20 protein-coding genes and 1 tRNA gene are annotated in these 23,874 nt (G+C 68.9%); 15 read left to right on the top strand and 6 right to left on the bottom strand.

What is annotated here, in order from left to right; all coding sequences use genetic code 11:
* Position 1 precedes the first annotated feature (1 nt).
* The 5 genes from ACFCV3_RS36755 to ACFCV3_RS36735 are packed head-to-tail and all read right to left on the bottom strand — an operon-like array spanning position 2 to position 5,909.
* Positions 2-1,168, bottom strand: coding sequence for a substrate-binding domain-containing protein (locus tag ACFCV3_RS36755; RefSeq protein WP_376038469.1), 1,167 nt, complete (start codon positions 1,166-1,168; stop codon positions 2-4).
* Positions 1,104-2,123 carry an ABC transporter permease gene (locus tag ACFCV3_RS36750; protein WP_376038467.1) on the bottom strand — a complete coding sequence of 340 codons (1,020 nt, stop codon included), beginning with the start codon at positions 2,121-2,123 and terminating at the stop codon, positions 1,104-1,106. The genes ACFCV3_RS36755 and ACFCV3_RS36750 overlap by 65 nt, the downstream gene beginning before the upstream one ends.
* A complete protein-coding gene (locus tag ACFCV3_RS36745; RefSeq protein WP_376038464.1) occupies positions 2,120-3,091 on the bottom strand; it encodes an ABC transporter permease in 972 nt (323 codons plus the stop codon). Before ACFCV3_RS36745 ends, ACFCV3_RS36750 begins: the two co-directional genes overlap by 4 nt.
* Entirely contained in the window at positions 3,088-4,575 is a 1,488-nt protein-coding gene (locus ACFCV3_RS36740; RefSeq protein WP_376038462.1) for a sugar ABC transporter ATP-binding protein, read from the bottom strand. The genes ACFCV3_RS36745 and ACFCV3_RS36740 overlap by 4 nt, the downstream gene beginning before the upstream one ends.
* On the bottom strand, positions 4,572-5,909 hold the full coding sequence (locus tag ACFCV3_RS36735) for a PHB depolymerase family esterase (protein WP_376038459.1): 1,338 nt from the start codon (positions 5,907-5,909) through the stop codon (positions 4,572-4,574). Before ACFCV3_RS36735 ends, ACFCV3_RS36740 begins: the two co-directional genes overlap by 4 nt.
* 187 nt (positions 5,910-6,096) lie before the next feature.
* On the opposite strand from ACFCV3_RS36735, the gene ACFCV3_RS36730 reads away from it, so the two are divergent.
* The 6 genes from ACFCV3_RS36730 (at position 6,097) to ACFCV3_RS36705 (ending at position 12,921) form a co-directional block, all read left to right on the top strand.
* Positions 6,097-6,849, top strand: coding sequence for a FadR/GntR family transcriptional regulator (locus tag ACFCV3_RS36730; RefSeq protein ID WP_376038457.1), 753 nt, complete (start codon positions 6,097-6,099; stop codon positions 6,847-6,849).
* 173 nt (positions 6,850-7,022) lie between these two features.
* Complete coding sequence (locus ACFCV3_RS36725; protein ID WP_376038456.1) at positions 7,023-9,851, top strand: glycoside hydrolase N-terminal domain-containing protein; 2,829 nt, start codon at positions 7,023-7,025, stop codon at positions 9,849-9,851.
* Between the two features lie 13 nt (positions 9,852-9,864).
* Entirely contained in the window at positions 9,865-10,407 is a 543-nt protein-coding gene (locus tag ACFCV3_RS36720) for a DJ-1/PfpI family protein (protein ID WP_376038453.1), read from the top strand.
* Positions 10,408-10,478: 71 nt separating this feature from the next.
* Positions 10,479-11,222, top strand: a complete 744-nt coding sequence (locus ACFCV3_RS36715) for an SDR family NAD(P)-dependent oxidoreductase (RefSeq protein ID WP_376038451.1) — start codon at positions 10,479-10,481, stop codon at positions 11,220-11,222.
* Between the two features lie 32 nt (positions 11,223-11,254).
* Positions 11,255-12,094 carry an SDR family NAD(P)-dependent oxidoreductase gene (locus ACFCV3_RS36710; protein WP_376038448.1) on the top strand — a complete coding sequence of 280 codons (840 nt, stop codon included), beginning with the start codon at positions 11,255-11,257 and terminating at the stop codon, positions 12,092-12,094.
* The gene (locus tag ACFCV3_RS36705; RefSeq protein ID WP_376038446.1) at positions 12,091-12,921 is read left to right on the top strand and encodes an NAD(P)H-binding protein; all 831 of its coding nucleotides are present in this window, start codon (positions 12,091-12,093) and stop codon (positions 12,919-12,921) included. The genes ACFCV3_RS36710 and ACFCV3_RS36705 overlap by 4 nt, the downstream gene beginning before the upstream one ends.
* Before the next feature lie 226 nt (positions 12,922-13,147).
* Here the strand turns inward: ACFCV3_RS36705 and ACFCV3_RS36700 are convergent.
* Positions 13,148-13,219 (bottom strand) — tRNA-Arg (locus ACFCV3_RS36700).
* A gap of 78 nt (positions 13,220-13,297) precedes the next feature.
* On the opposite strand from ACFCV3_RS36700, the gene ACFCV3_RS36695 reads away from it, so the two are divergent.
* From ACFCV3_RS36695 to rho, 9 genes are all read left to right on the top strand, one after another.
* Positions 13,298-14,131, top strand: coding sequence for a hypothetical protein (locus tag ACFCV3_RS36695; RefSeq protein ID WP_376038444.1), 834 nt, complete (start codon positions 13,298-13,300; stop codon positions 14,129-14,131).
* A gap of 119 nt (positions 14,132-14,250) precedes the next feature.
* Positions 14,251-14,439, top strand: a complete 189-nt coding sequence (locus ACFCV3_RS36690; RefSeq protein ID WP_132400513.1) for a PspC domain-containing protein — start codon at positions 14,251-14,253, stop codon at positions 14,437-14,439.
* Between the two features lie 11 nt (positions 14,440-14,450).
* A complete protein-coding gene (locus ACFCV3_RS36685; protein ID WP_376038442.1) occupies positions 14,451-14,963 on the top strand; it encodes a hypothetical protein in 513 nt (170 codons plus the stop codon).
* A 62-nt stretch (positions 14,964-15,025) separates the two neighbouring features.
* Complete coding sequence (gene argS / locus ACFCV3_RS36680; protein WP_376038440.1) at positions 15,026-16,684, top strand: arginine--tRNA ligase; 1,659 nt, start codon at positions 15,026-15,028, stop codon at positions 16,682-16,684.
* Positions 16,681-18,087 (top strand): diaminopimelate decarboxylase, encoded by a 1,407-nt coding sequence (gene lysA / locus ACFCV3_RS36675; RefSeq protein ID WP_376038437.1) that lies wholly within the window; start codon positions 16,681-16,683, stop codon positions 18,085-18,087. Before argS ends, lysA begins: the two co-directional genes overlap by 4 nt.
* On the top strand, positions 18,084-19,376 hold the full coding sequence (locus tag ACFCV3_RS36670; protein WP_376038434.1) for a homoserine dehydrogenase: 1,293 nt from the start codon (positions 18,084-18,086) through the stop codon (positions 19,374-19,376). The genes lysA and ACFCV3_RS36670 overlap by 4 nt, the downstream gene beginning before the upstream one ends.
* A gap of 4 nt (positions 19,377-19,380) precedes the next feature.
* Entirely contained in the window at positions 19,381-20,445 is a 1,065-nt protein-coding gene (gene thrC / locus ACFCV3_RS36665; RefSeq protein WP_376038431.1) for a threonine synthase, read from the top strand.
* 1 nt (position 20,446) lies between these two features.
* The gene (gene thrB / locus ACFCV3_RS36660; protein ID WP_376038428.1) at positions 20,447-21,349 is read left to right on the top strand and encodes a homoserine kinase; all 903 of its coding nucleotides are present in this window, start codon (positions 20,447-20,449) and stop codon (positions 21,347-21,349) included.
* A gap of 323 nt (positions 21,350-21,672) precedes the next feature.
* Positions 21,673-23,790 carry a transcription termination factor Rho gene (gene rho, locus ACFCV3_RS36655; protein ID WP_376038425.1) on the top strand — a complete coding sequence of 706 codons (2,118 nt, stop codon included), beginning with the start codon at positions 21,673-21,675 and terminating at the stop codon, positions 23,788-23,790.
* Positions 23,791-23,874 lie beyond the last annotated feature (84 nt).

Below are 23,874 nucleotides of genomic sequence, written 5' to 3'. Positions count from 1 at the left end.
GCTACCGCCAGGGACCGGGGTATCCCGGCATCGACTCACAGCCGCACATGGCGTAGTGCAGAGGCGGCATGTCCTGTTCGACGTAGTCCTGCACCCGGTCCTGCGTGATCTTCGGCTGCGGCAGCACCCACTCCTTCGGGACCTGCTTGCCTTCCAAGATCCGGAGTGCGGCGATCACCGGCGTACGCCACTGATAGGTCGGATACGTGGGAGCGACAGCGGTCAGCTTGTCGGCCGCCCAGGTGCGCAGGAAGTCCTGCTGGTCTTCGCCGACGAACGGCGGGACCGGCACACCTGCGTCCTGGAACGCCTCCACGGCCGCGACGGCAGTCGCACCGGCGTCCATCCAGACACCGTCGATCTTGCCTTCGCGCTGGAGGTAGTCGCTGACGATGCTCTTGGTCTTCGCCGCGTCCCCGCCGGTGAACTCGACGCCCACCACCTTCACCCCGCTGCCCGCGAAGATCTTGTCCGCCGCGGCCCACCGCTGTTCCAGCACGTCGACTCCCGGCAGGATGCGCAACGCCAGCACCTTGCCGCCGGCCGGCACCTTGTCCTTGAGGAACTCAGCTCCGTCCGCGCCGAACGCGAACCCACCGATCGGATGGATGTACGTCACCGGGCACTTGGTCTGCACACCGCGGTCGAAGACGATGACGGGTACGCCGGTCGCGCAGGCGGCCTCGACCGCCGGGGTCAGCGTCGCCGTGGTGTTCGGCGAGACGATCAGCGCACTGCATCCACGCCCGGCGAGCGACTGGAGGTCGCTGATCTGCTTGTCGTCCTTGCCTTCCGCGTCCAGCACGGTGAACTTGGTGATCTCCGGGCGCAGCTTCACTTCCTGCTGCATGGTCTTCCAGCCCACCTGCCGCCACGGGTTGTTCACTGCGGCGTTGGAGAAGCACAGGTGGTGCTTGCCGCCGGGCTTGGCGTACTTCGCGGTGTCGACCAGTTCGGGGTCGAGCATCTGCTCCCACGGCTTGTCGTCCGGTCCGACAGGCTTCGCGGTGCGGAACTTCAGTTGCCGGTCGTACTCGGTCTGATCGAAGAACTCGGATTTCGTTGTCGACTGACCAGCGGGAGTCGGCCCGGCGCTGGGCAGATCACTGGTGCACCCCGTCGGCGCGAGCAACGCCGCCACGGCCAGGACGGACCACTTCCTGTTCATGAGTTCTCCTTAGCTGTTTGCCGTGGGCGGCAGCGGCGACCGCGGCGATGAGGATGACCCCCTGGACAGCGGACTCGAGCGCGCCCGAGACGCCGATCAGGTTCAGCAGAGTGAAGAGGGCTTCGAGCGACAGCGCTCCGGCCGCCGCGGCCACGACCGATCCACGGCCGCCGCCGAGTACGACGCCGCCCAGCACCACGGCGGTGATGGCGCGGAACTCGAGGCCCTGGCCCACCTGAGCGGAGACCCCGGCGAACCCGGCGAGCAGGATGGCCGCCAGCGCGGCGAGCAGTCCGGACAGCACGAACGCCAGTACGCGCAGCCGATGCACTGCCCCGCCGGCGAGCCGGACAGCGTTTTCGTTGTCCCCCAAGGCGACCAGCGTCCGGCCGATGCCGCTGCGCATGAACCACAGGGCGGCCACCACGACGACGAGCAGGATAAGCACCGACCACGGCACCGGTCCCACTACTGGGAGCTCGAAGCTGCCACGGCCGAACATCCGGAACGACGGCGCCAGGGCTCCGCGCGGAGCACCGTCGGTCCACAGGAACACCGCACCGTCCAGCACGAGCAACATGCCCAGCGTGACGATGAACGACGGCACCAGCAGCCGGGTGGTGATCAGCCCGTTCACCAGGCCCACCAGCAACCCGAACCCGAGCAGGAGCGCGATCACCCAGCCGGTGTTCGCATCGGCGCCGTCGCTCAGCCGGGCGGCGATCACGACTGCGGCGGTGACCAGTGATCCGACTGACAGGTCGAAGCCGCCCGACACGATCACGAAGTACTGGCCGACCGCGAGGATCACCAGCGGGGCGGCCCGCTTGAGCAACGCCAGGTACCCGGCCGGCTCGGAGAACGTGGGCCCGGCGAACGCCAGCGCCACCAGCAGCACGACCAGCACGATCAGGACCGGAGCGGTGCCGTCGGCCAGACGGGGCCGCCACTTCACGCCGGCCCCCGGGACAACCGGTGCCGGGCGTACAGCGCCACAGCGGCCACCAGGACGACACCGCGGACGACGTCCTTGAGGAACGGGTCCACTGCGAGGTCGTCGAAGACGGTGTCCAACGTGGACAGGATCAGTACGCCGCCGATCGTGCCGGCCACGCCACCGCGGCCACCGGCCAGTACCGCGCCACCCAGCACTGCGGCCGCGATGGACTCCAGGTCGAACCCAGCGTCCGTACCGGCATAGGGCGCACCGGAACCGAGGCGGGCCGCCAGGAGCACCCCGGCGAGACCGGCCAGCGACGCGCACAGCACGTGCGCCGTGACGATGATGCGTGACGTCCGTACGCCGGACAGTCGGGCGACGTCGAGATCACCGCCCACGGCGTACAGGTGGTAGCCGGTGCGGGTGCGTCGTGAGAACCACCAGACGGCTGTGGCGATCAGCAGCACCAGCAATGCCGACACCGGGACGGGACCGATCCGGTCGTACCCCAGATGCTGGAATGCGCGCGGCACGCTGCCCGCTGGGCCGGTGTAGTTGTGCTCGAGGTAGCCCCGCAGGATGAGCGCCACACCGAGCGTGGCAATGAACGCGTTCGCCTTCAGGACTGTGATGACGAGGCCGTTGATCAGTCCGACCACGGCCGCGACGGCAAGGGCGAGGAGGACACCGGGCGCCATCATCGAGGTGCTGCCCGCCATCGTCTCGGCCGTCACCAGTGAACACAGGCCGGCCAGGTAGGCCACGGACAGGTCGAGGGACCCGGTGACGATGACCATCGTCTGCCCGATCGCGACCAGCCCGAGCAGCGTGCTGCGAGTGAGGATGTTGAGGATCCCGCTCTGATCCAGCAACACGCCTCCGCTGGCACCCACCAGGATGCTGCCGATCACCAGCAACGCCGCCAGCGCCAGATACACCGTGACGGTCGGCGTGATCGCGAGCCTTTCCCGGAGGAGGATCACCCGACCTCCCCAAGCCCGTGACCGGTCGCCAGTCCCATCACGGCTGCTTCCGACGTACCGGCGGGCAGCTCACCGGCGATGGCGCCGTCGTGCAGGACCAGGATCCGGTCGCTCATGCCGAGTAGCTCGGGCAGCTCCGAGGCGATCATCAGGATTGCCAGGCCGTCGGCGGCCAGCTTGCGCAGCAGCCGGTAGACGGTCTGTTTCGCGCCGACGTCGATACCGCGGGTGGGCTCGTCCACGATCAGCACCCGCGGTGACACGGCCAACCACTTGCCCAGGACAACCTTCTGCTGATTACCGCCGGACAGGTACCGCACCTCTTGGTCCGGCCCACGCGCCACGACGGCGACCGACTCCAGCAGCGCGCCGAGGTCGGAGTCGCGTCGCGCCGCGGCTCCGCGCAGGGCGGCACGCCGTACCAGCAGGGCGTTGTCCCGCACGGATTGTCGGAGCGCCAGCCCGTCACCCTGGCGGTCTTCGGTGACGTAGCCGATGCCGTTGCGGACGGCGGACCGTGGCCCGGTGATGGTCGTGGGTTCGCCGTCGAGCTCCACGACTCCGGTGGTGAACGGTTCCACGCCCCAGATCGCGCGGGCGACCGCCGACCGGCCTGATCCCTGTAACCCTGCCAGGCCGACGATCTCTCCGGCGCGTACGTCGAAGGTCAGGTCCCGGAGGCGTCCGTTCCCCGCGCCGCGTACAGCGAGCCGCACCTTCCCGGGCATCGAGTCACGGGCGGGGTAGAGCGTCCCCAGCGGACGTCCCACCATCTGCCGGACGAGTTGCCCAGAGGTGAGGTCCTCGGTTGGGGAGCAGTTGACGAACGCCCCGTCCTTGACGACCGTGATCCGCTGGCTGAGCTCGAACACCTCACGCAGCCGGTGCGACACGTACAGAATCGCGATCCCGCGTTCGCGCAACCGGCGTACCAGGTCACAGAGCCGGTCGACCTCGCCGTCGGCCAGCGCGGCCGTGGGCTCGTCCATCGCGAGCACCTTGGCGTCGGTGGCCAACGCCTTCACGATCTCCACGACCTGCCGCCGCGCGACCGAGAGCCGGGCCACCTCCGCGTCCGGTTCGATACCGTCCTCGCCCATCCACTCCAGCAGCCGCCGGGTCCCGGCCGTCATCGCCCGCCGGTCCACCTGACCGCGCCGTACCGGTTCGCGACCCAGGTACACGTTCTCGGCGACCGTGCGGTGCGGCAGCAGGTTGAACTCCTGGTGGATGATCGCGATCCCCGCGGCCTGGGCATCCCGCGGCGCGGCGAACGACACCTCGCGGTCGCCCACCAGGATCCGCCCCGCGTCAGGCCGGTACACCCCGGCCAGCACCTTGAGCAGCGTTGACTTACCCGCGCCGTTCTCGCCGACGAGGGCGTGCACCTCGCCGGCGCGCAGTTCGAGGTCTATGCCGTGAAGTACCGGCACGCCGAGAAAGCTCTTGGTGACACCTTCCAGCCGGACCAGTACTTCGTTCATCTGGCCCACTGCTGGTTGCCGCCGCTGTGGCAGCTCCACAGCTGGACCTTGGAGCCGTTGCCGGTGGCGGCACCGCTGACGTCCAGGCAGAGTCCCGACTGCACGCCGGTAATGGTGCCGTTGGCGTTGAACTGCCACCGCTGGTTGGCCCCGTCGGTGCACTGCGAGATCACGACCGCCGTGCCGTTGGTGGTCTGGTTGTTCTGCGCGGCCATGCAGCGCAGGTTGGTGCCGCTGTAGACAGTGAGCTGGTTGGATGCGGTGCGGGTCCAGGTCTGGTTGGAGCCGCCGTGGCAGTCCCAGATCTGCAGTTGCGTTCCCGGTGTGGTGCTGGCGCCGTTGACGTCCAGACATCTGCCGGCGGACACCGCGCGCACCGGACCGGTAGGCGAGGGTGGCACGTCGGGACTCAGGCCGAAGAAGGCGAGGGCCATGGCGGCCATACCGGGCATCGGCAGGCTGTGCCCGACGCCCTGGAGGCTGACGCCCTCGACCGGTGCAGTGCTCCCAGTGCCGCCGTACCGGGTGCGGGTCCAGTTGGGCTGTGGGCTGTCCGTGTACGCCGGGGTCTGGCTCAGGCCGTGCACGTTGGTCCACTGCTTGATCGCCTCCCCGAAGTTGGGATAGCGCAGGACATCGTCCGTAGTGCCGTGCCACAGCTGCATGCGAGGACGTGGTCCGGTGTAGCCGGGGTATGCAGCGCGGGCCAGATCACCCCATTGCTGTGCAGTCTTGATGACGTTGCCGCCGGCACAGGCGCTGTTCCACGTGTTCGGCGGTGTGGTCGCGAAGCAGGTCGCCGGTACGCCGCTGAACGCAGCGCCCGCCTTGAACACGTCGGGATAGTTGGCCAGCAGGACGTTGGTCATCATGGCGCCGGAGGATGCACCGGTGGCGAACACCCGATCGGGATCGCCGCCCCGATTGGCCACCACCCAGTCGACCATCGACTTGATGCCCACCGGGTCGCTGCCGCCGTCGCGGCGCAGCGCCTGCTGCGAGTAGACGTCGAAGCAGTTGCCGCTGCGGGTGGCGCTCGGGTAGATGACGATGAACCCGTACTGGTCCGCCAGCCGGGCGAACTCGCTCCCGCCGAAGAAGGCCGGGCCGGAGCCGCCGCAGTAGTGGACGGCCATCAGGATTGCCGGCTTGGCCGGCCGCTGGTCCGGCACGTAGACGTGCATCCGCAGGTTGCTCGGGTTGGAACCGAAGTTCGTCACCTCGACCAGAGCTGCTGCCGCCGAGGCGGGCGGGGCCTGATGGATCAGTGCTCCGAGTAGGAGTACGACGGCTGCGAGGCAGCGTGCGGGCGCAGACCAGTTTCTGTTGTGCATGTCCAGATCCTTCGGGGGCGGCGAAGTGGGCAAGCATGTATCGGACTTATTTCACGTGGATTAGGAAGAGCGGAGCGGAGCGAGGTGCCTTAGGTCACACATAACAGCCAGAAATACACGGAGAGTCAAGAGCCGGTGACTGGCCAATCACTGTAAGCTTCCGCTCCGAGCTCTAGGAGGCATCCAGGTGGACGGCGCGGCCCCCGCGGAGAAGTCCGGTGCAGCCGCCGGTCCGTACCGGCCAGGTTATGAAGTGGTGGCCGAGCGGATCCTCCAGCTGATCGCGGAGCTGCCGCTGCGGCCCGGCGACCGGATGCCCACCGAGAACGAGCTGGCCACCCGGCTGGGGGTCAGCCGGACCGTGGTGCGCGAGGCGGTCAAGATTCTGTCCGCGATCGGGCGGGTGCGGGCCCAGAAGGGCCGCGGCCTCTACGTGGCCGACGACGACGGGATGCTGGGCCCGTCGCGGTGGGGCGCGTTCTTCATGCCCACCGACCTCGACCACGTCTACCAGCTGTTCGAGTTCCGCCGGGTCCAGGAGATCGCGGCCAGCCGGCTCGCCGCTACCCGTGCGACGCCGGCCGAGTTGCGCGCCATCGAGGCCGGCGCCGAGGCCTGCCGACAGGGACACCTGACCGGGCAGACCGAACTGTTCGACCGCGGCGACGACGAGTTCCACCTCGGGATCGCCACGGCGTCGCACAATCCGTTCCTGCTCGCGTCGCTGCGCGAGGTCCGCCGCCTGCAGCATCAGTCCAGCACCATCGTCCTGCGTGGCACGGTCGGCGGCCACGCGGAGGAGGCGATCGAGGAGCACGCCGCGATCTACCGGGCGATCCGCGACGGCGACCCGGAGGCGGCGGCCGCGGCAGCCGCGGTCCATGTGGACAAGACCCTCGAGGACTACCGCCGCGAGATCCAGCGCCGCCTCTTCGGCTGACGGGCCTGCCCAGCTGGGCGGCGATCGTACGGCAGACATGTGATGAATGCGGCGGAGAGACGCGTGTCGACAGCGACCTTAAGCGCTTAGTCCGCTGAACCCTGGACGGATAGCTCGGCATCCCCTACACATACATGTGATGTTTACCGAGCCTGGGGGTTGAGATGTCGGATGTGACTCGACGGCAGGTGTTGCTGGCCGGCGCGGCCGGCGCGGGAGCTGCCCTGGTCCCTGGTCAGTGGGCGACGGCCGCGGACCAGGAGAGCGCCGCCGTCGACGATCTCTCGCTCTGGTACGACGAACCGGCCGGTTCGGACTGGCTGCGTGCGTTGCCGATCGGCAACGGCAGGCTCGGCGCCATGGTGTTCGGCAACACCGACACCGAACGACTGCAGCTCAACGAAGACACGGTGTGGGCCGGCGGCCCGCACGACTACAGCAACCCTCGCGGCGCGGGCGCGCTGGCGGAGATCCGGCGGCTGGTGTTCGCGAACCAGTGGGGCGCGGCCCAGGACCTCGCCAACCAGACGATGCTCGGCAACCCGGCCGGCCAGCTGGCGTATCAGACCGTCGGCGATCTCCGGCTCACCTTGCCCGGGACGAGTGGCGTGTCCGGCTACCAGCGGCGGCTCGACCTCGCCACCGCGACCACAGCGGTGACCTACGTGGCCAACAACGTCCGGTACCGGCGCGAGGTGATCGCCAGTGCTCCGGACCAGGTGATCGCCATCCGCCTGACCGCCGAGACGCCCGGGTCGATCACGTTCTCGGCCGCGTTCAGCACGCCGCAGCGAGCGACACCGTCCAGCCCGGACAGTACGACGATCGCGCTGGACGGTCGCTCCGGCGATCAACGGGGGATCGCCGGATCGGTCCGGTTCCTGGTGCTGGCCAAGGCGATCGCCGAGGGCGGGACCACCACCAGCTCCGGCGGCACGCTGCGGGTCACCAACGCGAACAGCGTCACGCTGCTGATCTCGATCGGCACCAGTTACGTGGACTTCCGCAACGTCTCCGGTGACTACCAGGGCATTGCCCGGCGACATCTCGCCGCCGCCCAGGTGACGCCGTACAGCACGTTGCGCGCGCGGCATGTGGCCGACTACCAGCAGCTGTACGGGCGCACCAGCCTCGACCTCGGCCGCACCCCGGCGGCTGACCAGACGACCGATGTGCGGATCGCCCAGCACAACGCCGTCAGCGATCCGCAGTTCTCCGCCCTGCTCTTCCAATACGGCCGCTACCTGCTGATCTCGTCGTCACGGCCCGGGACTCAACCGGCCAACCTGCAAGGCATCTGGAACGACCAGCTCACACCTGCCTGGGATTCGAAGTACACAATCAATGCCAACCTGCCGATGAACTACTGGCCGGCCGGCCCGGCGAATCTCGCCGAGTGCTACGAGCCCGTGTTCGACATGATCGGCGACCTCACGGTGACCGGCGCCCGGACCGCGCAGGTGCAGTACGGCGCGCGCGGCTGGGTCACACACCACAACACCGACGCCTGGCGGGGGACCTCTGTCGTCGACGGTGCGATGTGGGGGATGTGGCAGACCGGCGGCGCCTGGCTGGCGACCATGATCTGGGACCACTACCGGTTCACCGGCGATGTCGGGTTCCTGCGGGCGAACTATCCCGCGATGAAGGGCGCCGCCCAGTTCTTCCTCGACACCCTGGTGGAAGAGCCCACGCTGAAGTGGCTGGTCACCAATCCGTCGAACTCGCCGGAGCTGGGCCACCACGCGAACGTGAGCATCTGCGCGGGCCCGACGATGGACATGCAGATCCTGCGCGACCTGTTCGACGACTGTGCCGCCGCCACCGAGGTGCTGGGCGTGGATGCCGACTTCCGCGGGCAGGTCCAGGCAGCCAGGCAACGACTGGCACCGATGCGGGTCGGATCGCGCGGCAACGTCATGGAGTGGCTGTACGACTGGGTGGAGACCGAACCGAACCACCGGCACGTCTCGCACCTGTACGGGCTCTATCCCAGCAACCAGATCACCAAGCGCGGTACGCCGCAGTTGTTCGAGGCCGCCCGGCGAACCCTGCAGCTGCGCGGCGACGCCGGGACCGGCTGGTCACTGGCCTGGAAGATCAACTACTGGGCACGGATGGAGGAGGCGAGCCGGGCCTACGACCTGATTCGCTACCTCGTGACGCCGGAGCGGCTCGCGCCGAACATGTTCGACCTGCACCCGCCGTTCCAGATCGACGGCAACTTCGGAGCGACTGCCGGTATCGCGGAGATGCTGCTGCAGAGCCACTACAACGAGCTGCACCTGCTCCCCGCACTGCCGGCCGCTTGGCCGACCGGCAGCGTCGCCGGACTCCGCGGCCGTGGCGGGTACACCGTCGGCGCCTCCTGGAACAGCAGCCGCACCGACCTCACCGTCACCCCGGACCGGCCCGGCACGATCCGGATCCGCAGCCGCATCCTCACCGGCCAGTTCGAGTTGCGCGACGAGACGAGCGGCCAGGTGGTCCAGCCGGCGAAGCCCGAGCCCGACGTCATCCAGTTCGTCGGCCAGGCCGGCCACACGTACCGCGTGTCTGCGGCGAAGGCCGGTCCGGTGGAGCCCGGCGTGTACTACCGCCTGGTGGCTCAGCACAGCGGCAAGGCCACGGACATCAACGGCGCGTCCGCCGCAGCCGGCGCGACGCTGATCCAGTGGCAGTTGCACAGCGGACTCAACCAGCAGTTCGATTTCCTGCCCTCTGATGGCGGCCACTACCGGATCCGGGCCCGCCACAGCGGTCTGGTCCTGCAGGTCGCCGGCAACGCCACTGGCGCCGACATCACCCAGCAGCCGGACACTCAGGCAACCAGTCAGCAGTGGCGACTGGTCGACCAGGGCGGTGGCGCGGTGAGCCTCGTCAACCGGCAGAGCGGTCTGGCCATGGACGTGTGGTCATCCGGCACGGCCGACGGTGCCCGCGTCTCGCAGTACACGCTCACGGGCGCCGCCAACCAGCGGTTCCAGCTGCAACGCATCTAGACAAGGGAGTGCTATGGCGCGAGTACTGATCCTCCTCGGCGACGCCGCCGAGGAACTCGACTCGATGTACCCGATCTTCCGGCTTCGCGAAGCCGGCCACGAAGCAGTCGTCACCGCTCCGACCACCCGTCCGGTCAGACTCGTGATCCACGACTTCGAGCCCGGCTGCGACGCCTACACCGAAAAACCCGGCCGCCTGCTCCCCGTGGACCTGGCCTTCGCCGACGTCGCGCCCGCGGACTACGACGCCCTGGTCATCCCCGGCGGCCGAGCGCCCGAGTACATCCGCATCGACCCCCACGTGGCCCGCATCGTCCCCCACTTCTTCGAACAAGACCTACCGGTCGGCACCATCTGCCACGGCCCCCAGGTCCCAGCCGCCCTAGGCCTCCTCGAAGGCCGCACCACGGCCGCCTACCCACCCCTCAAAACCGACGTGGAACAAGCGGGCGCCACCTACAAAGACGCCCCGGACGTAGTGGACGGCAACATGGTCTCCTGCCGAGGCTGGCCCGACCTCCCCCTCTGGTCCCGAGCCTTCCTCGCCCTCCTGTAACCCACATCCCGCCCGGCTGTGAGGTCGTTCACAAGTCGTCACAGCCGAGCGGTGCGCGGGGTCTGGTGGGCATGACGAACAAAGAACAGACCTCGGTGCTGATCACCGGAGGCAACAAGGGACTCGGCTTCGAAGCGGCCCGGCGCCTCGGGGAGCTGGGCTGGACGATCTTCCTGGGCTCGCGTGACGAGAGCCGCGGCCAGGACGCCGCCGACAAGCTGATTGCCGGCGGCGCGAAGGTGGTCATGGTCCCGCTAGACGTGACCTCCGACGAGTCGGTGGCCGCCGCCGTACAGCTGGTCCGGCAGCACACCGACCGGCTGGACGTGTTGATCAACAACGCCGGCGCACCAGGCAACTTTGTCCCGCCCGCGGACGCGACGGCCGATGAGCTCCATTCCGTCTACGACACCAACGTGTACGGACCCGTCCGAGTGACCCAAGCCTTCCTCCCCCTGCTGAACGCGGCGGACAACCCGCGGGTGGTGATGGTGTCCAGCGGCGGCGGTTCCTTCGCGGTGATGGCCGATCCGACGCAGCCTGTCGCGTCGATGCATGAGCTCGCCTACAGCTCGTCGAAAGCGGCGCTCAACATGATCACCGTCCGGTACGCCCAGGCGCTCCCGCACATCAAGTTCAACGCCGTCACCCCCGGCGAGGTCGCCAACCGCAAGTTCGCCGCGACCGACATGAACCGCCACACCGGCCGGCTGACGGTCACCGAGGGCACCGACCCGTTCCTCGAGCTCGCGACGCTCGACGCCGACGGACCGACCGGGATCTTCATCGATCGCCTCGGTCCGATCGGCTGGTAACCCCTACCCCTCAGCACAGAAAGAGGAAGAACATGAGCAAGGTTTGGTTCGTCACGGGGTCGTCGCGTGGCCTCGGCCGGAACTTCGTCGAAGCTGCCCTGTCCCGGGGCGACAAGGTGGCCGCGACCGCCCGGACCACCGACGGCCTCGACGACTTGGTTGCTGTCTATGGCGACGCGGTGCTGCCGCTCGCGATGGACGTGACCGACAAGGCGGCCGTCTTCGCGAGCGTGCAGCGGGCCCAGGAGCACTTCGGTCGTCTCGACGTCATCGTGAACAACGCCGGCTATGCCCAGATCGGCGCGATCGAGGAACTGACCGAGCAGGAGCTGCGCGACCAGCTGGAGACCAACGTGTTCGGCGCGGTGTGGGTGATCCAGGCCGCGCTGCCACACCTGCGGGCGCAAGGTTCGGGGCACATCATCCAGCTGTCCTCGGCGGCCGGGCTCATCGCCGCACCGCTCGGCGGCGCCTACCACGCTTCCAAATGGGCCCTGGAGGGCTTGAACGAAGCCCTCGCCGGTGAGGTCGCCGAGTTCGGCGTCAAGGTGACCATCATCGAGCCGGGCGGTTTCGCCACCCGCAAGGGCAAGAACCCGGATCCGCTCGACAACGGACACCTGGCCAAGACCAACCCGTTGTACGACGATCTCCGCCACCGCCTCGGCGCGCTCGCAGGAAAGCAGCCCGCCGGTGACCCCGAGGCCGCGGCCCAGGCCCTCCTCAAGGTCGTCGACTCCGACGCCCCGCCGCTGCGGATCCTCTTCGGCCAGGGCTTCTACCCGATGATTCAGCAGGCCTACGCCGACCGGCTCAAGACCTGGGCCGACTGGCAGGACCTCTCCGCCGAAGCGCAGGGAAACCACTCATGATCCTCATCACCGGAGCCAACGGCCTGGTCGGCCGGCACGTGACGAACCTGCTGCTCCAGCAAGGCATCCCCGTCGCCGCGGTCACCCGCGAATCCCAGCCGCCCAACGGCGCGACAGCCGTCACCGGCGACCTCTTCGATCCGCACTGGCTGGCCGAGACCCTCGACACCGTCGAGGCAATCCAGATCAGCCCGCGCGCCACCGGCCCAGGCCTCCCCGAACTACTCCAACTGGCCCACAAACACGGCGTACGCCGCGCAGTACTCCTGTCGGCCACCACCGTGGAACACCCAGCAGGTGAGCCACGCTTCGCCGCGCAGTTCAAAGCCGCCGAAGACCTGGTCAAGGACTCCGGCCTCGACTGGACCATCCTCCGCCTGGCCGACTTCGCCGCCAACGCCCTCGCGTGGGTCCCTCAGCTCAAGGCGGGCGACGTCATCCGCGGCGCCTACGCCGGCGCCACCACCTCGCCTATCCATGAGGCCGACATCGCGGCAATCGCCGTACAGGCTCTGGCCGGCAAGGCCCACACCGGTTCAACCCTCACACTGACCGGACCAGAGCCGCTCGACCAGCAAGAGAAGGTACGCATCATCGGCGCTGCTCTGGGCCGCCCGCTGTCCTTCCAGGAACTTCCTCCTGAGCAAGTCCGCCAAGCCATGCTCGCCCAAGGCCTCCCCGAAGAAGTCCCCGCCCGCCTCCTAGGCTCCCTGGCCGACTACGCCCAAACCCCGGGCCCCACCACCCAAACGGTGCAAGACCTCCTAGGCCGCCCCGCCAAAACCTTCGCAGACTGGTCCAACGACAACACCCCAGCCTTCCGCTGACCGCTAACGGCCCAGCCGACCCCAGCCCAGCCCGCCAACCCCAGCCCAGCCCGCCAACCCCAGCCCAGCCCGCCAACCCCAGCCCAGCCCGCCAACCCCAGCCACAGCCCGGGGGGTCCGGGGGGCGGAGCCCTCCCGGGGCGGGGTCTGGGGGCGCCGCCCCCCGAAAACACAAAAGCGATTCATAGTCAGCGCTTTCCGCTGACATGAATCGCCTAGAATCGCGCGCCCCCGGCAGGATTCGAACCTGCGCACCCGCCTCCGGAGGGCGGTGCTCTATCCCCTGAGCTACGGGGGCTCAGGAACGAGGTGAACATTAGCAGCATGTTCCTGCCATCTCCGAATTGGGGCGGGCGGTGTGGGGTAGAACTCGGCCATGCGCAAACTGGGGATCGCTCTGGTGGTCATGCTTGTTGCCGTGATGTGGCCGGCACAGGCTCATGCTGTCGACGGCTGGCGGTTGGTGGGGTCGGACAACGCCCGCCCGCTGGATGAAGGTCAGGGGCTCGCCACGGTGACTCGTGGCAGCACAACGCAGTACCGGTACACGGGGAGTGCGACCATCCCGTTCAACCTGCTGGTGGCCGGCTGGAACCACGTGGGCGATCCGGGTGCGGCAAACGGCTGGTACGTCGAGCCGTATCAGCGTGACGACCGGGGCGGGAAGCTGTTCCGGGTGCAGTCGCCGACGGGTGCATGGTCGAACTACAAGCACGCACTGGAGTCGTGGGAGGCGACCAACAACAGTTGGTCGGCGGTCTCCCCGGACACCCGGTGGATGGTGAACGGCGAGTGGGGCACGATGGACCGCCTGCTGGTCTTCCCGATGCCGGGGGTGGGTGCGACGAACCCGGCGCAGAACCTGCCGCTCGCCTCGAAGGTCAACCTCGATCGCCAGGTGCGCGACGTACAGGGCTGTGACTTCGTGACGGCGACTCGGCTGCTGTGTGCGTCCGATGATCCGGCCGGGACACTGTTCGGTACGACGAAGCCGCTGCTGCAGGTTGATCTGTCCGGACCGGTCGGCTCCGCCGACGTGACGGGGCAGGTGACGTCGCTCGGCCAGCTGCCGTTGCAGAGTGCTTGCACTGGGACCTTCGAGGTCGAGGGCATCGACTACTTCGAGCCAGACGGCACCCTGCGGGTGATCGTCCTCTCCCCGAGCGTCTGCATCACCACCGACAGCAAGACCTACCGCTTCCAGCGGTAGCCGAAGGGCGTAGGGGCTCTCCCTGAGGGGACCCTGGAACAGCGGTGCGGCGGGATCGGACCGGGGCCTGGTGGCGTCATAGTGGTTGTAAGTCCAACCACGAAAGGACGTCGGTTCTGATGGCTAGCTCTCTGGTTCGCCCGTCGCACGGTCGCTGGATCGGCGGTGTCTGCGCCGGACTGGCCCGTAGGTTCGGCACCACCCCGAACACGATGCGGCTGATCTTCGTGATCAGCTGCCTGATCCCCGGGCCGCAGTTCCTGATCTACATCGCACTCTGGATCATGATGCCGGCCGAGAAGTACTAATCTGGCTCTTCATGAGAGCAGGTGTGAGGACAGCCGCTCTGCTCTTGGTGAGCATTGCTGCGGCCGGTTGCGGGGTCAGCCCCGCCAAACCGGCCGCAGCCGATCTCCGCACCACAGCCCCACCCTGGGACGCTCCACGGGACGCCGTCTCCTATATCGACAAGGCCGGTTTCGAGCGACTTCCCCTCGATTTCTCCGGCCCGGCGCCGTACACCCTGCGCCTGAAAGTCACCTTGGACGGCAATCCCGTGCAGATTCCGGCCGGCATCGGCGTCGACCGCGTCCGCGCCGAACAGGCCGCCGTACACACCCACACCACCGACGGCCTGGTCTATGTAGAAGCCAAAACCACCGCCGAGCACCCCACCCTGGCCCAGTTCTTCACCCTCTGGGGCCTCAAGTACGACGAAAAATGCCTCGCCGATGCCTGCCGCAACCTGAAGATCACCGTCGACGGGCAACCGGCGCCGTGGGACGTCCCGTTCACCGGTGGGGCCAAGATCACAGTGAGTGCCGACCGCTGACCCCGTACCGGGCTGTGGATGGTGGTTCCAGGGAACGGACGGTTCGCCATTAGGCTGGGGCGGTGACTCCGGAACAGCTCGCTGAGAAGATCCTGCAGGCCCTGGCCGCGCTCGCTGCCGACGGCACCATCGCCGTCGAGGGCGGGCTGCCCGGCGAGCTGAAGGTCGAGCGACCCAAGAACCCCGAGCACGGGGACTATGCGACGAACGTCGCGATGCAGCTGGGCAAGCGGGCGGGGATGAACCCGCGGGCCTTCGCGGAGCTGCTGGCGGCGAAGCTGACCGACGACGAGGCGATCACCGAGGTGTCGATCGCGGGGCCCGGGTTCATCAACCTGCGGGTGGCGGCCGATGCCCAGGGCAAGATCGCGCAGGCGATCGTGGACGCCGGCCCGGCGTACGGGGCGACCGACACCCTGCACGGGCTCGCGGTGAACCTCGAGTTCATCTCGGCGAACCCGACCGGCCCGCTGCACCTGGGGCACACCCGGTGGGCGGCGGTCGGGGATGCGCTGGCGCGGGTGCTGACCGCGGCCGGGGCGAAGGTGACGCGCGAGTTCTACATCAACGACCGCGGCAACCAGATGGACAAGTTCGGCGAGAGCCTGAAGGCGGCGGCGCACGGCGAGCCGATCCCCGAGGACGGCTACCACGGTGAGTACATCGGTGAGCTGGCCCAGCGGATCGTGGCCGAGGTGCCGGCGATCCTGGAGCTGCCGGTCGGTGAGCAGTCGGTCGCGTTCCGCGAGGCGGGGTACGAGCGGCAGCTCAAGGAGCAGCAGGACCAGCTCGAGCACTTCCGGACCAAGTTCGACGTGTGGATGTCGGAGCGCAGCCTGCACGAGCAGGACGGTGTCGGCCACGCGATCGAGAAGCTCCGCGAGCAGGGCCACCTGTACGACGCCGACGACGCACTGTGGATGCGGACGACGGACTTCACCGACGACAAGGACCGGGTGCTGATCCGGACCAACGGCGAGCCGACGTACTTCGCCTCCGACGCCGCGTACTACGTGAACAAGCGGGAGCGCGGTTTCGAGGTCTGCATGTACCTGCTCGGTGCGGACCACCACGGCTACGTGAACCGGCTGAAGGCGATCGCGGCCTGCGCCGGCGACGACCCCGAGCGCAACATCGAGATCCTGATCGGCCAGCTGGTGAAGATCCTCAAGGGCGGCGAGGAGATGCGGCTGTCCAAGCGGGCCGGCACCATCGTCACGCTGGCCGAGCTGGTCGAGGAGGGTGGTGTCGACCCGCTCCGCTACACGCTCTGCCGCTACCCGGTCGACTCGCCGCTGACGCTGGACATCGAGGAGATGACCAAGCAGGTCAGCGAGAACCCGGTCTACTACGTGCAGTACGCGCACGCCCGGCTGGCCTCGATCCTGCGCAACGCCGACGAGCTCGGGATCAAGCTGGACGAGTTCGAGCCCGGTCTGCTCAGCCACGATCGCGAGGGCGACCTGCTTCGCGCGCTGGCCGAGTTCCCGCGGATCGTCGCGACGTCGGCCGAGCTGCGCGAGCCGCACCGGGTCGCGCGCTACCTCGAGGACACCGCCTCGGCGTTCCACAAGTTCTACGACAGTTGCCGGGTGCTGCCCCGCGGCGACGAGGAGGTGGAGCCGGTGCACAAGGCTCGCCTGACCCTGGTGTCCGCGACGCGGACCGTCCTGGCCAACGGGCTCGACCTGCTCGGTGTCTCCGCCCCGGAGCGGATGTGAGGGCCCACGAGGCGGGCGCGCTGCACGCCCAGGCCGGCCACCGCGCGCCGCCCTGGCTGAGCGCCCCGCGTGATGTCAACGACTTGGTCCCGCAGCTGTGGTCGTCCACGGCGAAGAAGTCCGGTGAGGGCTCGCTGGTCATCGGCGGTGTCGATGTTCGCGACCTGGTCGCCGAGCACGGCAGCCCGGCGTACGTACTGGACGAGGACGACTTCCGGACCCGCGCCCGCGCGTTCAAGAACGCGTTCAAGGACTTCGACGTCTACTACGCCGGCAAGGCCTTCCTCAGTACGACGATCGTCCGCTGGGTGATGGAGGAGGGGCTCAACCTCGACGTCTGCAGTGGGGGAGAGCTGGCCGTTGCGCTCCGAGCCGGTGCGGATCCGAAGCGGCTGGGGTTCCACGGCAACAACAAGTCCGAGTCCGAGCTGGCCCGTGCGCTGGACGCGGGGGTCGGCCGGATCATCGCCGACTCGCTCTACGAGATCGACCGGCTGATCGTGCTGGCCCGCGAGCGCGGCGTCGTCGCACCGGTGATGGTCCGGGTCACCGCGGGCGTCGAGGCACACACCCACGAGTACATCGCGACCGCGCACGAGGACCAGAAGTTCGGCTTCTCGATCACTTCGGGTGCAGCGTTCGAAGCCGTTGCCCGGGTCAACGAAGCGCCCGAGCTGGAGCTGCTCGGCCTGCACTCGCACATCGGTTCGCAGATCTTCGACTCGTCCGGGTTCGAGGTGGCCGCGAAGCGCGTGATCGCCTTGCACGCAAGGGTTTCCGAGGAGCTCGGTGTGGACATGCCGGACCTCGACCTCGGTGGTGGTTTCGGGATCGCGTACACCACCCAGGACGACCCGTCGGACCCCGCGCAGCTGGCCACCGAGATGGGCAAGATCGTCGAGCACGAGTGCCGTGCCTACGAGGTCGACGTACCCAAGGTCTCGATCGAGCCCGGTCGTGCGATCGTCGGCCCGGCGATGTGCACGGTCTACTCGGTCGGCACCGTCAAGGAGGTCGAGCTCGACAACAACGCGGCCCGCACCTACGTGTCGGTCGACGGTGGCATGAGCGACAACATCCGCGCCGCCTTGTACGACGCGGACTACTCCTGCACGTTGGCCAATCGGTACTCCGACGCCCCGCCGACCCTGGCTCGCGTCGTCGGCAAGCACTGCGAGTCCGGTGACATCGTCGTGAAGGACGAGTTCCTGCCCGGCGACGTCGCCCCGGGCGACCTGGTCGCCGTACCGGGTACCGGTGCGTACTGCAGGTCGATGGCGAGCAACTACAACCACGTACCGCGGCCACCGGTGATCGCGGTCAAGGACGGTCAGACGAGAGTCGTCGTACGCCGGGAGACCGAGGACGACCTGTTGCTGCTGGACATGGGAGTCGAAGGATGACGCAGAAACCACTGAAGGTGGGCCTGCTCGGTTGTGGTGTGGTCGGTACCGAGGTGGTGCGGATCCTGACCGAGCGGGCGGATCATCTGGAGGCCCGGGTCGGCGCCCGGCTGGAGATCGCCGGGATCGCCGTACGGCGGGCCGGCCGGGACCGTAATATCCCGGTCGATCCGGCGCTGATCACGACCGACGCCCAGGCGCTGGTCTCGAGCGGCGAGCTGGATCTGGTGATCGAGGTGATCGGCGGCCTCGAACCCGCCCGCACCCTCATCCTGACCGCGCTGGAGCACGGCGCCTCGGTCGTCACGGCGAACAAGGCGCTGCTGGCCGAGGACGGCCCGACGCTCTTCGCGGCCGCCGAGAAGTACCAGCGCGACCTGTACTTCGAGGCCGCCGTGGCCGGTGCGATCCCGATCCTGCGGCCGCTGCGCGAGTCGCTGGCCGGTGACGACGTGACCCGGGTGATGGGCATCGTCAACGGGACCACGAACTTCATCCTGGACAAGATGGAGTCGACCGGGGCGGGCTTCGACGAGGCGCTGGAGGAGGCCCAGGCCCTCGGGTACGCGGAGGCCGACCCGACCGCGGACATCGAGGGTTTCGACGCGGCGGCCAAGGCGGCCCTGCTGGCCAGCCTGGCCTTCCACACCAGGGTCTCGATCGCCGACGTGCACCGCGAGGGCATCACCGAGGTGACCGCGACCGATATCGCCTCGGCCCGGGAGATGGGCTGCGTGGTGAAGTCGCTGGCGATCTGCGAGCTGGACGAGCTGACCGACTCGGTCAGCGCCCGGGTCTACCCGGCGATGATTCCGCTCACCCACCCGTTGGCCAGTGTTCGCGATGCGTACAACGCCGTTTTCGTGGAATCCAAAGCGGCCGGCGAGCTGATGTTCTATGGTCGTGGTGCCGGCGGCGCCCCGACGGCCAGTGCTGTCCTCGGGGATCTCGTGTCCGCCGCGCGCAACCGGCTCAAGGGTGTGCCGGGGGTCGGCGAGTCGTCGTACACCCAGCGGGCCGTCCGCCCGGTGGGCGAGGCGGTGACCCGCTACCACGTGTCCCTGGACGTGGCCGACAAGGCCGGTGTCCTCGCGGCAGTGGCCCAGGCCTTCGCGGAGCACGACGTGTCGATCCAGACCGTGCGCCAGGAGGGCCGGGGCAGTGACGCCGAGCTCGTCGTCGTCACGCACCGCGCGACCGACGCCGCGTTGTCCGCGACCGTGGAGGCCCTGCGCGACATGGACATCGTTCGTGAAGTCAGCAGTGTGATGCGGGTAGAAGGCGAGTAGAACAATGGCGCACCAGTGGCGTGGCGTGATCGAGGAATACCGCGACCGGCTCCCGGTCTCGACGGACACCCCGGTGGTCACGCTCGGCGAAGGCGGTACGCCGCTGGTGGCCGCGCAGTGGCTGAGCGAGCAGACCAACTGTGAGGTCTGGCTCAAGATCGAGGGCAACAACCCGACCGGGTCGTTCAAGGACCGCGGGATGACGGTGGCGATCTCGCTGGCCGCGCAGGCCGGTGACAAGGCCGTGGTCTGCGCGTCGACCGGTAACACCTCGGCGTCGGCCGCGGCGTACGCTGCCCGGGCCGGGATGCTGCCGCTGGTGCTGATCCCGGCCGGCCGGATCGCGAAGGGCAAGCTGGCCCAGGCGATCCTGCACGGGGCCAAGCTGGTGTCGATCGACGGGAACTTCGACGACTGCCTGCGGATCGTCCGCGAGCTCGGCAAGCACTACCCGGTCGCCCTGGTGAACTCGGTGAACCCGGTCCGCCTCGAGGGGCAGAAGACCGCGGCCTTCGAGGTCTGCGACGCGCTCGGCGACGCCCCGGACCTGCACCTGCTGCCGGTGGGCAACGCGGGCAACATGCCGGCGTACTGGAAGGGCTACCGCGAGTACGCGAAGGACAAGGTCGCGACCAGGACGCCGCAGATGTGGGGTTTCCAGGCCGAGGGCGCGGCGCCGATCGTGCGCGGCGCGATCGTCGAGAAGCCGGACACCGTGGCGACCGCGATCCGGGTCGGCAACCCGGCGTCCTGGACGCTGGCCGAGACCGCGCGGGACGAGTCCGGCGGCCGGATCGAGATGCTCACCGACCAGCAGATCCTCACCGCCCAGGGTGAGCTCGCGGCCAAGGAGGGCGTCTTCGTCGAGCCCGCGTCGGCGGCCGGGGTCGCCGGTCTGCTGCACGCGAAGGCGCAGGGCTGGCTGCCCGGCGGCTCGACCGTGGTGATCACGGTCACCGGTCACGGCCTGAAGGACATCGACACGGCCCTCGACCACGCCAAGGCGGATGAGACTCCGGTCACGCCCGCGGACACCGACGCGGTGGCACGCGTCGCGGGTCTCGTCTGACATGGGCGAGGGTGGCCGTCCGTGTAACCAGGTGCGCGTCCGCGTCCCCGCGACGAGCGCGAACCTCGGCCCGGGGTTCGACGCGTTCGGGCTCGCTCTCAGCCTGTACGACGAGTTGGTCGTGATGCCGGGCGGATCCGGGGTGACCGTCGAGGTCACCGGCGAAGGGGCGGACGACGTACCGCGGGACGAGTCGCATCTCGTGGTCCGGTCGATCCGGGCCGGACTCGAGGCGCTCGGAGTGCAGGTCCCCGGTTTCACGCTGCGGTGTGAGAACCGGATTCCGCACGGGCGTGGGCTCGGGTCGTCGTCGGCCGCGATCGTCGGCGGACTGGCTGCGGCGTACGGGCTGGCCGGTGAGCCGGTGGATCGGGAGCGGCTGCTCCGGATGGCGAACGAGCTCGAGGGCCATCCGGACAACGTGGCTGCTGCCGTGTACGGCGGATTCACCGTTGCCTGGCTCGAAGGTGAGGACGGACGGGCAGTCCGGCTGGACCCTTCGGACGGTCTTGGCGCGGTCGCGTATGTGCCGGCGAACCGGGTGCTGACGAAAGAAGCCCGCGGTCTGCTGCCGAGCGCCGTACCGCATGGAGACGCGGCAGCGAATGCCGGTAAGGCCGCGTTGCTCGTGGTGGCGTTGACGCAGCGGCCGGATCTGCTGCTGACGGCGACCGAGGATCGGCTGCACCAGGAGTTCCGTGCGCCGGCGATGCCGGAGAGCCTGGCGCTCGTGCACAAGCTGCGGGGGAGTGGGCTGGCCGCGATCATCAGCGGGGCCGGACCGACGGTCCTCGTGGTGGGCAGCCCTGACCGGACCTCTCCGGCCCCGCCGGACGGCTGGGAACGGCACGACCTGCGCGTCGATCCAGTCGGTGTACAGGTCTGGTCGATGGAGGCCGGGTGAGCCAGGGAATAGCGGGGAACTGACACGCGTTGAACCCCCTGAGCCAGGCGTACGACCCCTCGGGGTGCTAGTCTCGACTCACCCGATCCCCTCCAGGTGATCGGTGAACTCTCGTCACGATCCGGGCTGTGCTCCCGGCACCCTGTGTTGTGTGGCGACCCCCCAGTGAACGTGATCTTGCGCCGCCTGCGCCGGGGATGTCCGGGGGGACTCAGATCGAGCGAGAGTCTCTTGAACCCCACGTGCCACTTCGTTCGGCCGTGGGCGCTGAAACGGTCGATGGTGCTGTCGCACCTCGACGATCCGTGTGGGAAGGACCTCACGTGACAGAAACTGTTGAAGCCTCCAGCTCCGACGCCGCGGCTGGCACCGCGACGCGTCGCCGCAAGGCTGGTGGCGGCCTCGAGGGCATGCTGCTCCCCGAGCTCAAGCAGCTCGCCGGGACGCTCGGCATCAAGGGCACCGGCGCACTGCGCAAGGGCCAGCTGATCGAGGCGATCAAGGCCGCCCAGACGGGCGGCTCTTCCAGGGCGAAGGCGACCCAGCCCACCCTGACAGAGTCGGTCGTGGAGGGGGGCGCGGAGGCGCCCGCCAAGGCTTCCGCCGTGAAGCAGGCGCCGGCCAAGCGTGAGGGCGGCAGCCGCCGGACCCGCGCCGCCGCCGCGGCCACGGCCGAGGAGACTCCGGCCGTCGAGGCCCCGAAGGTGGCCGAGCGGCAGCAGCCGGCTCCGGTCGTGGAGACTCCGGCTGCCGAGGCGCCCGCCGTCCAGGCGGCGCAGAACGGCACGGCCGTCGAGGCCCGGACCGAGCAGCCGGCCGACCGCGAGCAGAACCGGGAGAGCCGGGACCGCAACCGCGAGAACCAGGGCCGCGACCGGGACCGCAACCGCGACGGCCAGAACCGCGATGGCCAGAACCGCGACGGCCAGAACCGGGACAACCGCGACGCGAACCGCGAGAGCCAGGGCCGGGACCGCGACCGCGACCGCACCCAGGGTCGCGACGGGGGCCGGGACGGCAACCGCGAGCAGAGCCGGGACCAGAACCGCGACCAGGGTCGCGACAACCGGCAGCAGGACCGGCAGCAGGAGCAGGGCGGCGAGGAGGGCGACAGCCGTCGCCGGCGCCGCCGGGGCCGCGACCGGGACCGCAACCGCGACGGCCAGCCGGTCACGTCCGGGCGCGACTCGGGCCGGGACTCCGGCCGTGACTCGGGCCGCGATCCCGGCCGCAACCGTGGCCGCGGCGAGCGGTTCGACCCGGAGCCGACGATCAGCGAGGACGACGTACTCGTCCCGGCCGCCGGCATCCTCGACGTACTGGACAACTACGCCTTCGTCCGGACCAGCGGCTACCTGCCCGGCCCGAACGACGTGTACGTCGCCCTCTCGATGGTCAAGCGCTACGGCCTCCGCAAGGGTGACGCGATCACCGGTGCGGTGAAGCAGCCGCAGGAGGGTGAGCGCAAGGAGAAGTTCAACCCGCTGATCCGGATCGACACCGTGAACGGGTCGGACCCGGAGATCGCCAAGCAGCGGCAGGACTTCAACAAGCTGACCCCGCTGTACGCGACCGAGCGGCTCCGGCTGGAGACCGAGCCCGGCATCCTGACCACCCGGATCGTCGACATCGTCAGCCCGATCGGCAAGGGCCAGCGCGGCCTGATCGTCTCGCCGCCGAAGGCCGGTAAGACGATGGTGCTGCAGGCGCTGGCGAACGCGATCACCACGAACAACCCCGAAGTGCACCTGATGGTGGTGCTGGTGGACGAGCGGCCCGAAGAGGTCACCGACATGCAGCGCACGGTCAAGGGTGAGGTCATCGCCTCCACCTTCGACCGTCCGGCCGACGACCACACCACGGTCGCCGAGCTGGCCATCGAGCGCGCCAAGCGGCTGGTCGAGCTCGGCCACGACGTGGTCGTGCTGCTCGACTCGATCACCCGGCTCGGCCGCGCGTACAACATCGCGGCCCCGGCCAGCGGCCGGATCCTGTCCGGTGGTGTCGACTCCTCGGCGCTCTACCCGCCGAAGCGGTTCTTCGGTGCGGCCCGCAACATCGAGGACGGCGGCTCGCTGACCATCCTCGCGACCGCGCTGATCGAGACCGGCTCGAAGATGGACGAGGTGATCTTCGAGGAGTTCAAGGGCACCGGCAACATGGAGCTCCGGCTGCGCCGCGAGTTCGCCGACCGCCGGATCTTCCCGGCCATCGATGTCGTCGCCTCCGGTACCCGCCGCGAGGAGCTGCTGATGAGCAAGGACGAGACCCAGGTCGTCTGGAAGCTGCGCCGGGTGCTGTCCGCCCTCGACGGCCAGGCCGCCCTGGAGCTGCTGATCGGCAAGCTCAAGGAGAGCAAGTCGAATATCGAGTTCCTGCTCCAGGTCAACAAGACCACCCCGTCGGCCGGTTCGACCCACAGCACCACGAACGGCGACTGAAGCACCCCTGATTACCAGTTTGCCGCCGCAAAGTGGCAAACTGGTACGTCGGTTCCGGTTCACGTTCACGCCGTGGACGACCCG

This window comes from Kribbella sp. NPDC056345 (assembly GCF_042262745.1).
GTDB lineage: Bacteria > Actinomycetota > Actinomycetes > Propionibacteriales > Kribbellaceae > Kribbella.
The sequence above is the reverse complement of the archived record's forward strand: the minus strand, read 5'-3'. Positions and strand labels throughout refer to the sequence as shown.

Excerpts from the sequence above, each read along its gene's own strand:
- thrC (WP_376038431.1), top strand. The coding sequence starts at position 19,381 with ATGGCGCACCAGTGGCGTGGCGTGATCGAGGAATACCGCGACCGGCTC.
- ACFCV3_RS36755 (WP_376038469.1), bottom strand. The coding sequence starts at position 1,168 with ATGAACAGGAAGTGGTCCGTCCTGGCCGTGGCGGCGTTGCTCGCGCCG.
- thrB (WP_376038428.1), top strand. The coding sequence starts at position 20,447 with ATGGGCGAGGGTGGCCGTCCGTGTAACCAGGTGCGCGTCCGCGTCCCC.
- ACFCV3_RS36720 (WP_376038453.1), top strand. The coding sequence starts at position 9,865 with ATGGCGCGAGTACTGATCCTCCTCGGCGACGCCGCCGAGGAACTCGAC.
- ACFCV3_RS36710 (WP_376038448.1), top strand. The coding sequence starts at position 11,255 with ATGAGCAAGGTTTGGTTCGTCACGGGGTCGTCGCGTGGCCTCGGCCGG.
- ACFCV3_RS36690 (WP_132400513.1), top strand. The coding sequence starts at position 14,251 with ATGGCTAGCTCTCTGGTTCGCCCGTCGCACGGTCGCTGGATCGGCGGT.
- ACFCV3_RS36705 (WP_376038446.1), top strand. The coding sequence starts at position 12,091 with ATGATCCTCATCACCGGAGCCAACGGCCTGGTCGGCCGGCACGTGACG.
- ACFCV3_RS36715 (WP_376038451.1), top strand. The coding sequence starts at position 10,479 with ATGACGAACAAAGAACAGACCTCGGTGCTGATCACCGGAGGCAACAAG.
- ACFCV3_RS36695 (WP_376038444.1), top strand. The coding sequence starts at position 13,298 with ATGCGCAAACTGGGGATCGCTCTGGTGGTCATGCTTGTTGCCGTGATG.
- ACFCV3_RS36670 (WP_376038434.1), top strand. The coding sequence starts at position 18,084 with ATGACGCAGAAACCACTGAAGGTGGGCCTGCTCGGTTGTGGTGTGGTC.
- ACFCV3_RS36685 (WP_376038442.1), top strand. The coding sequence starts at position 14,451 with ATGAGAGCAGGTGTGAGGACAGCCGCTCTGCTCTTGGTGAGCATTGCT.
- ACFCV3_RS36735 (WP_376038459.1), bottom strand. The coding sequence starts at position 5,909 with ATGCACAACAGAAACTGGTCTGCGCCCGCACGCTGCCTCGCAGCCGTC.
- ACFCV3_RS36740 (WP_376038462.1), bottom strand. The coding sequence starts at position 4,575 with ATGAACGAAGTACTGGTCCGGCTGGAAGGTGTCACCAAGAGCTTTCTC.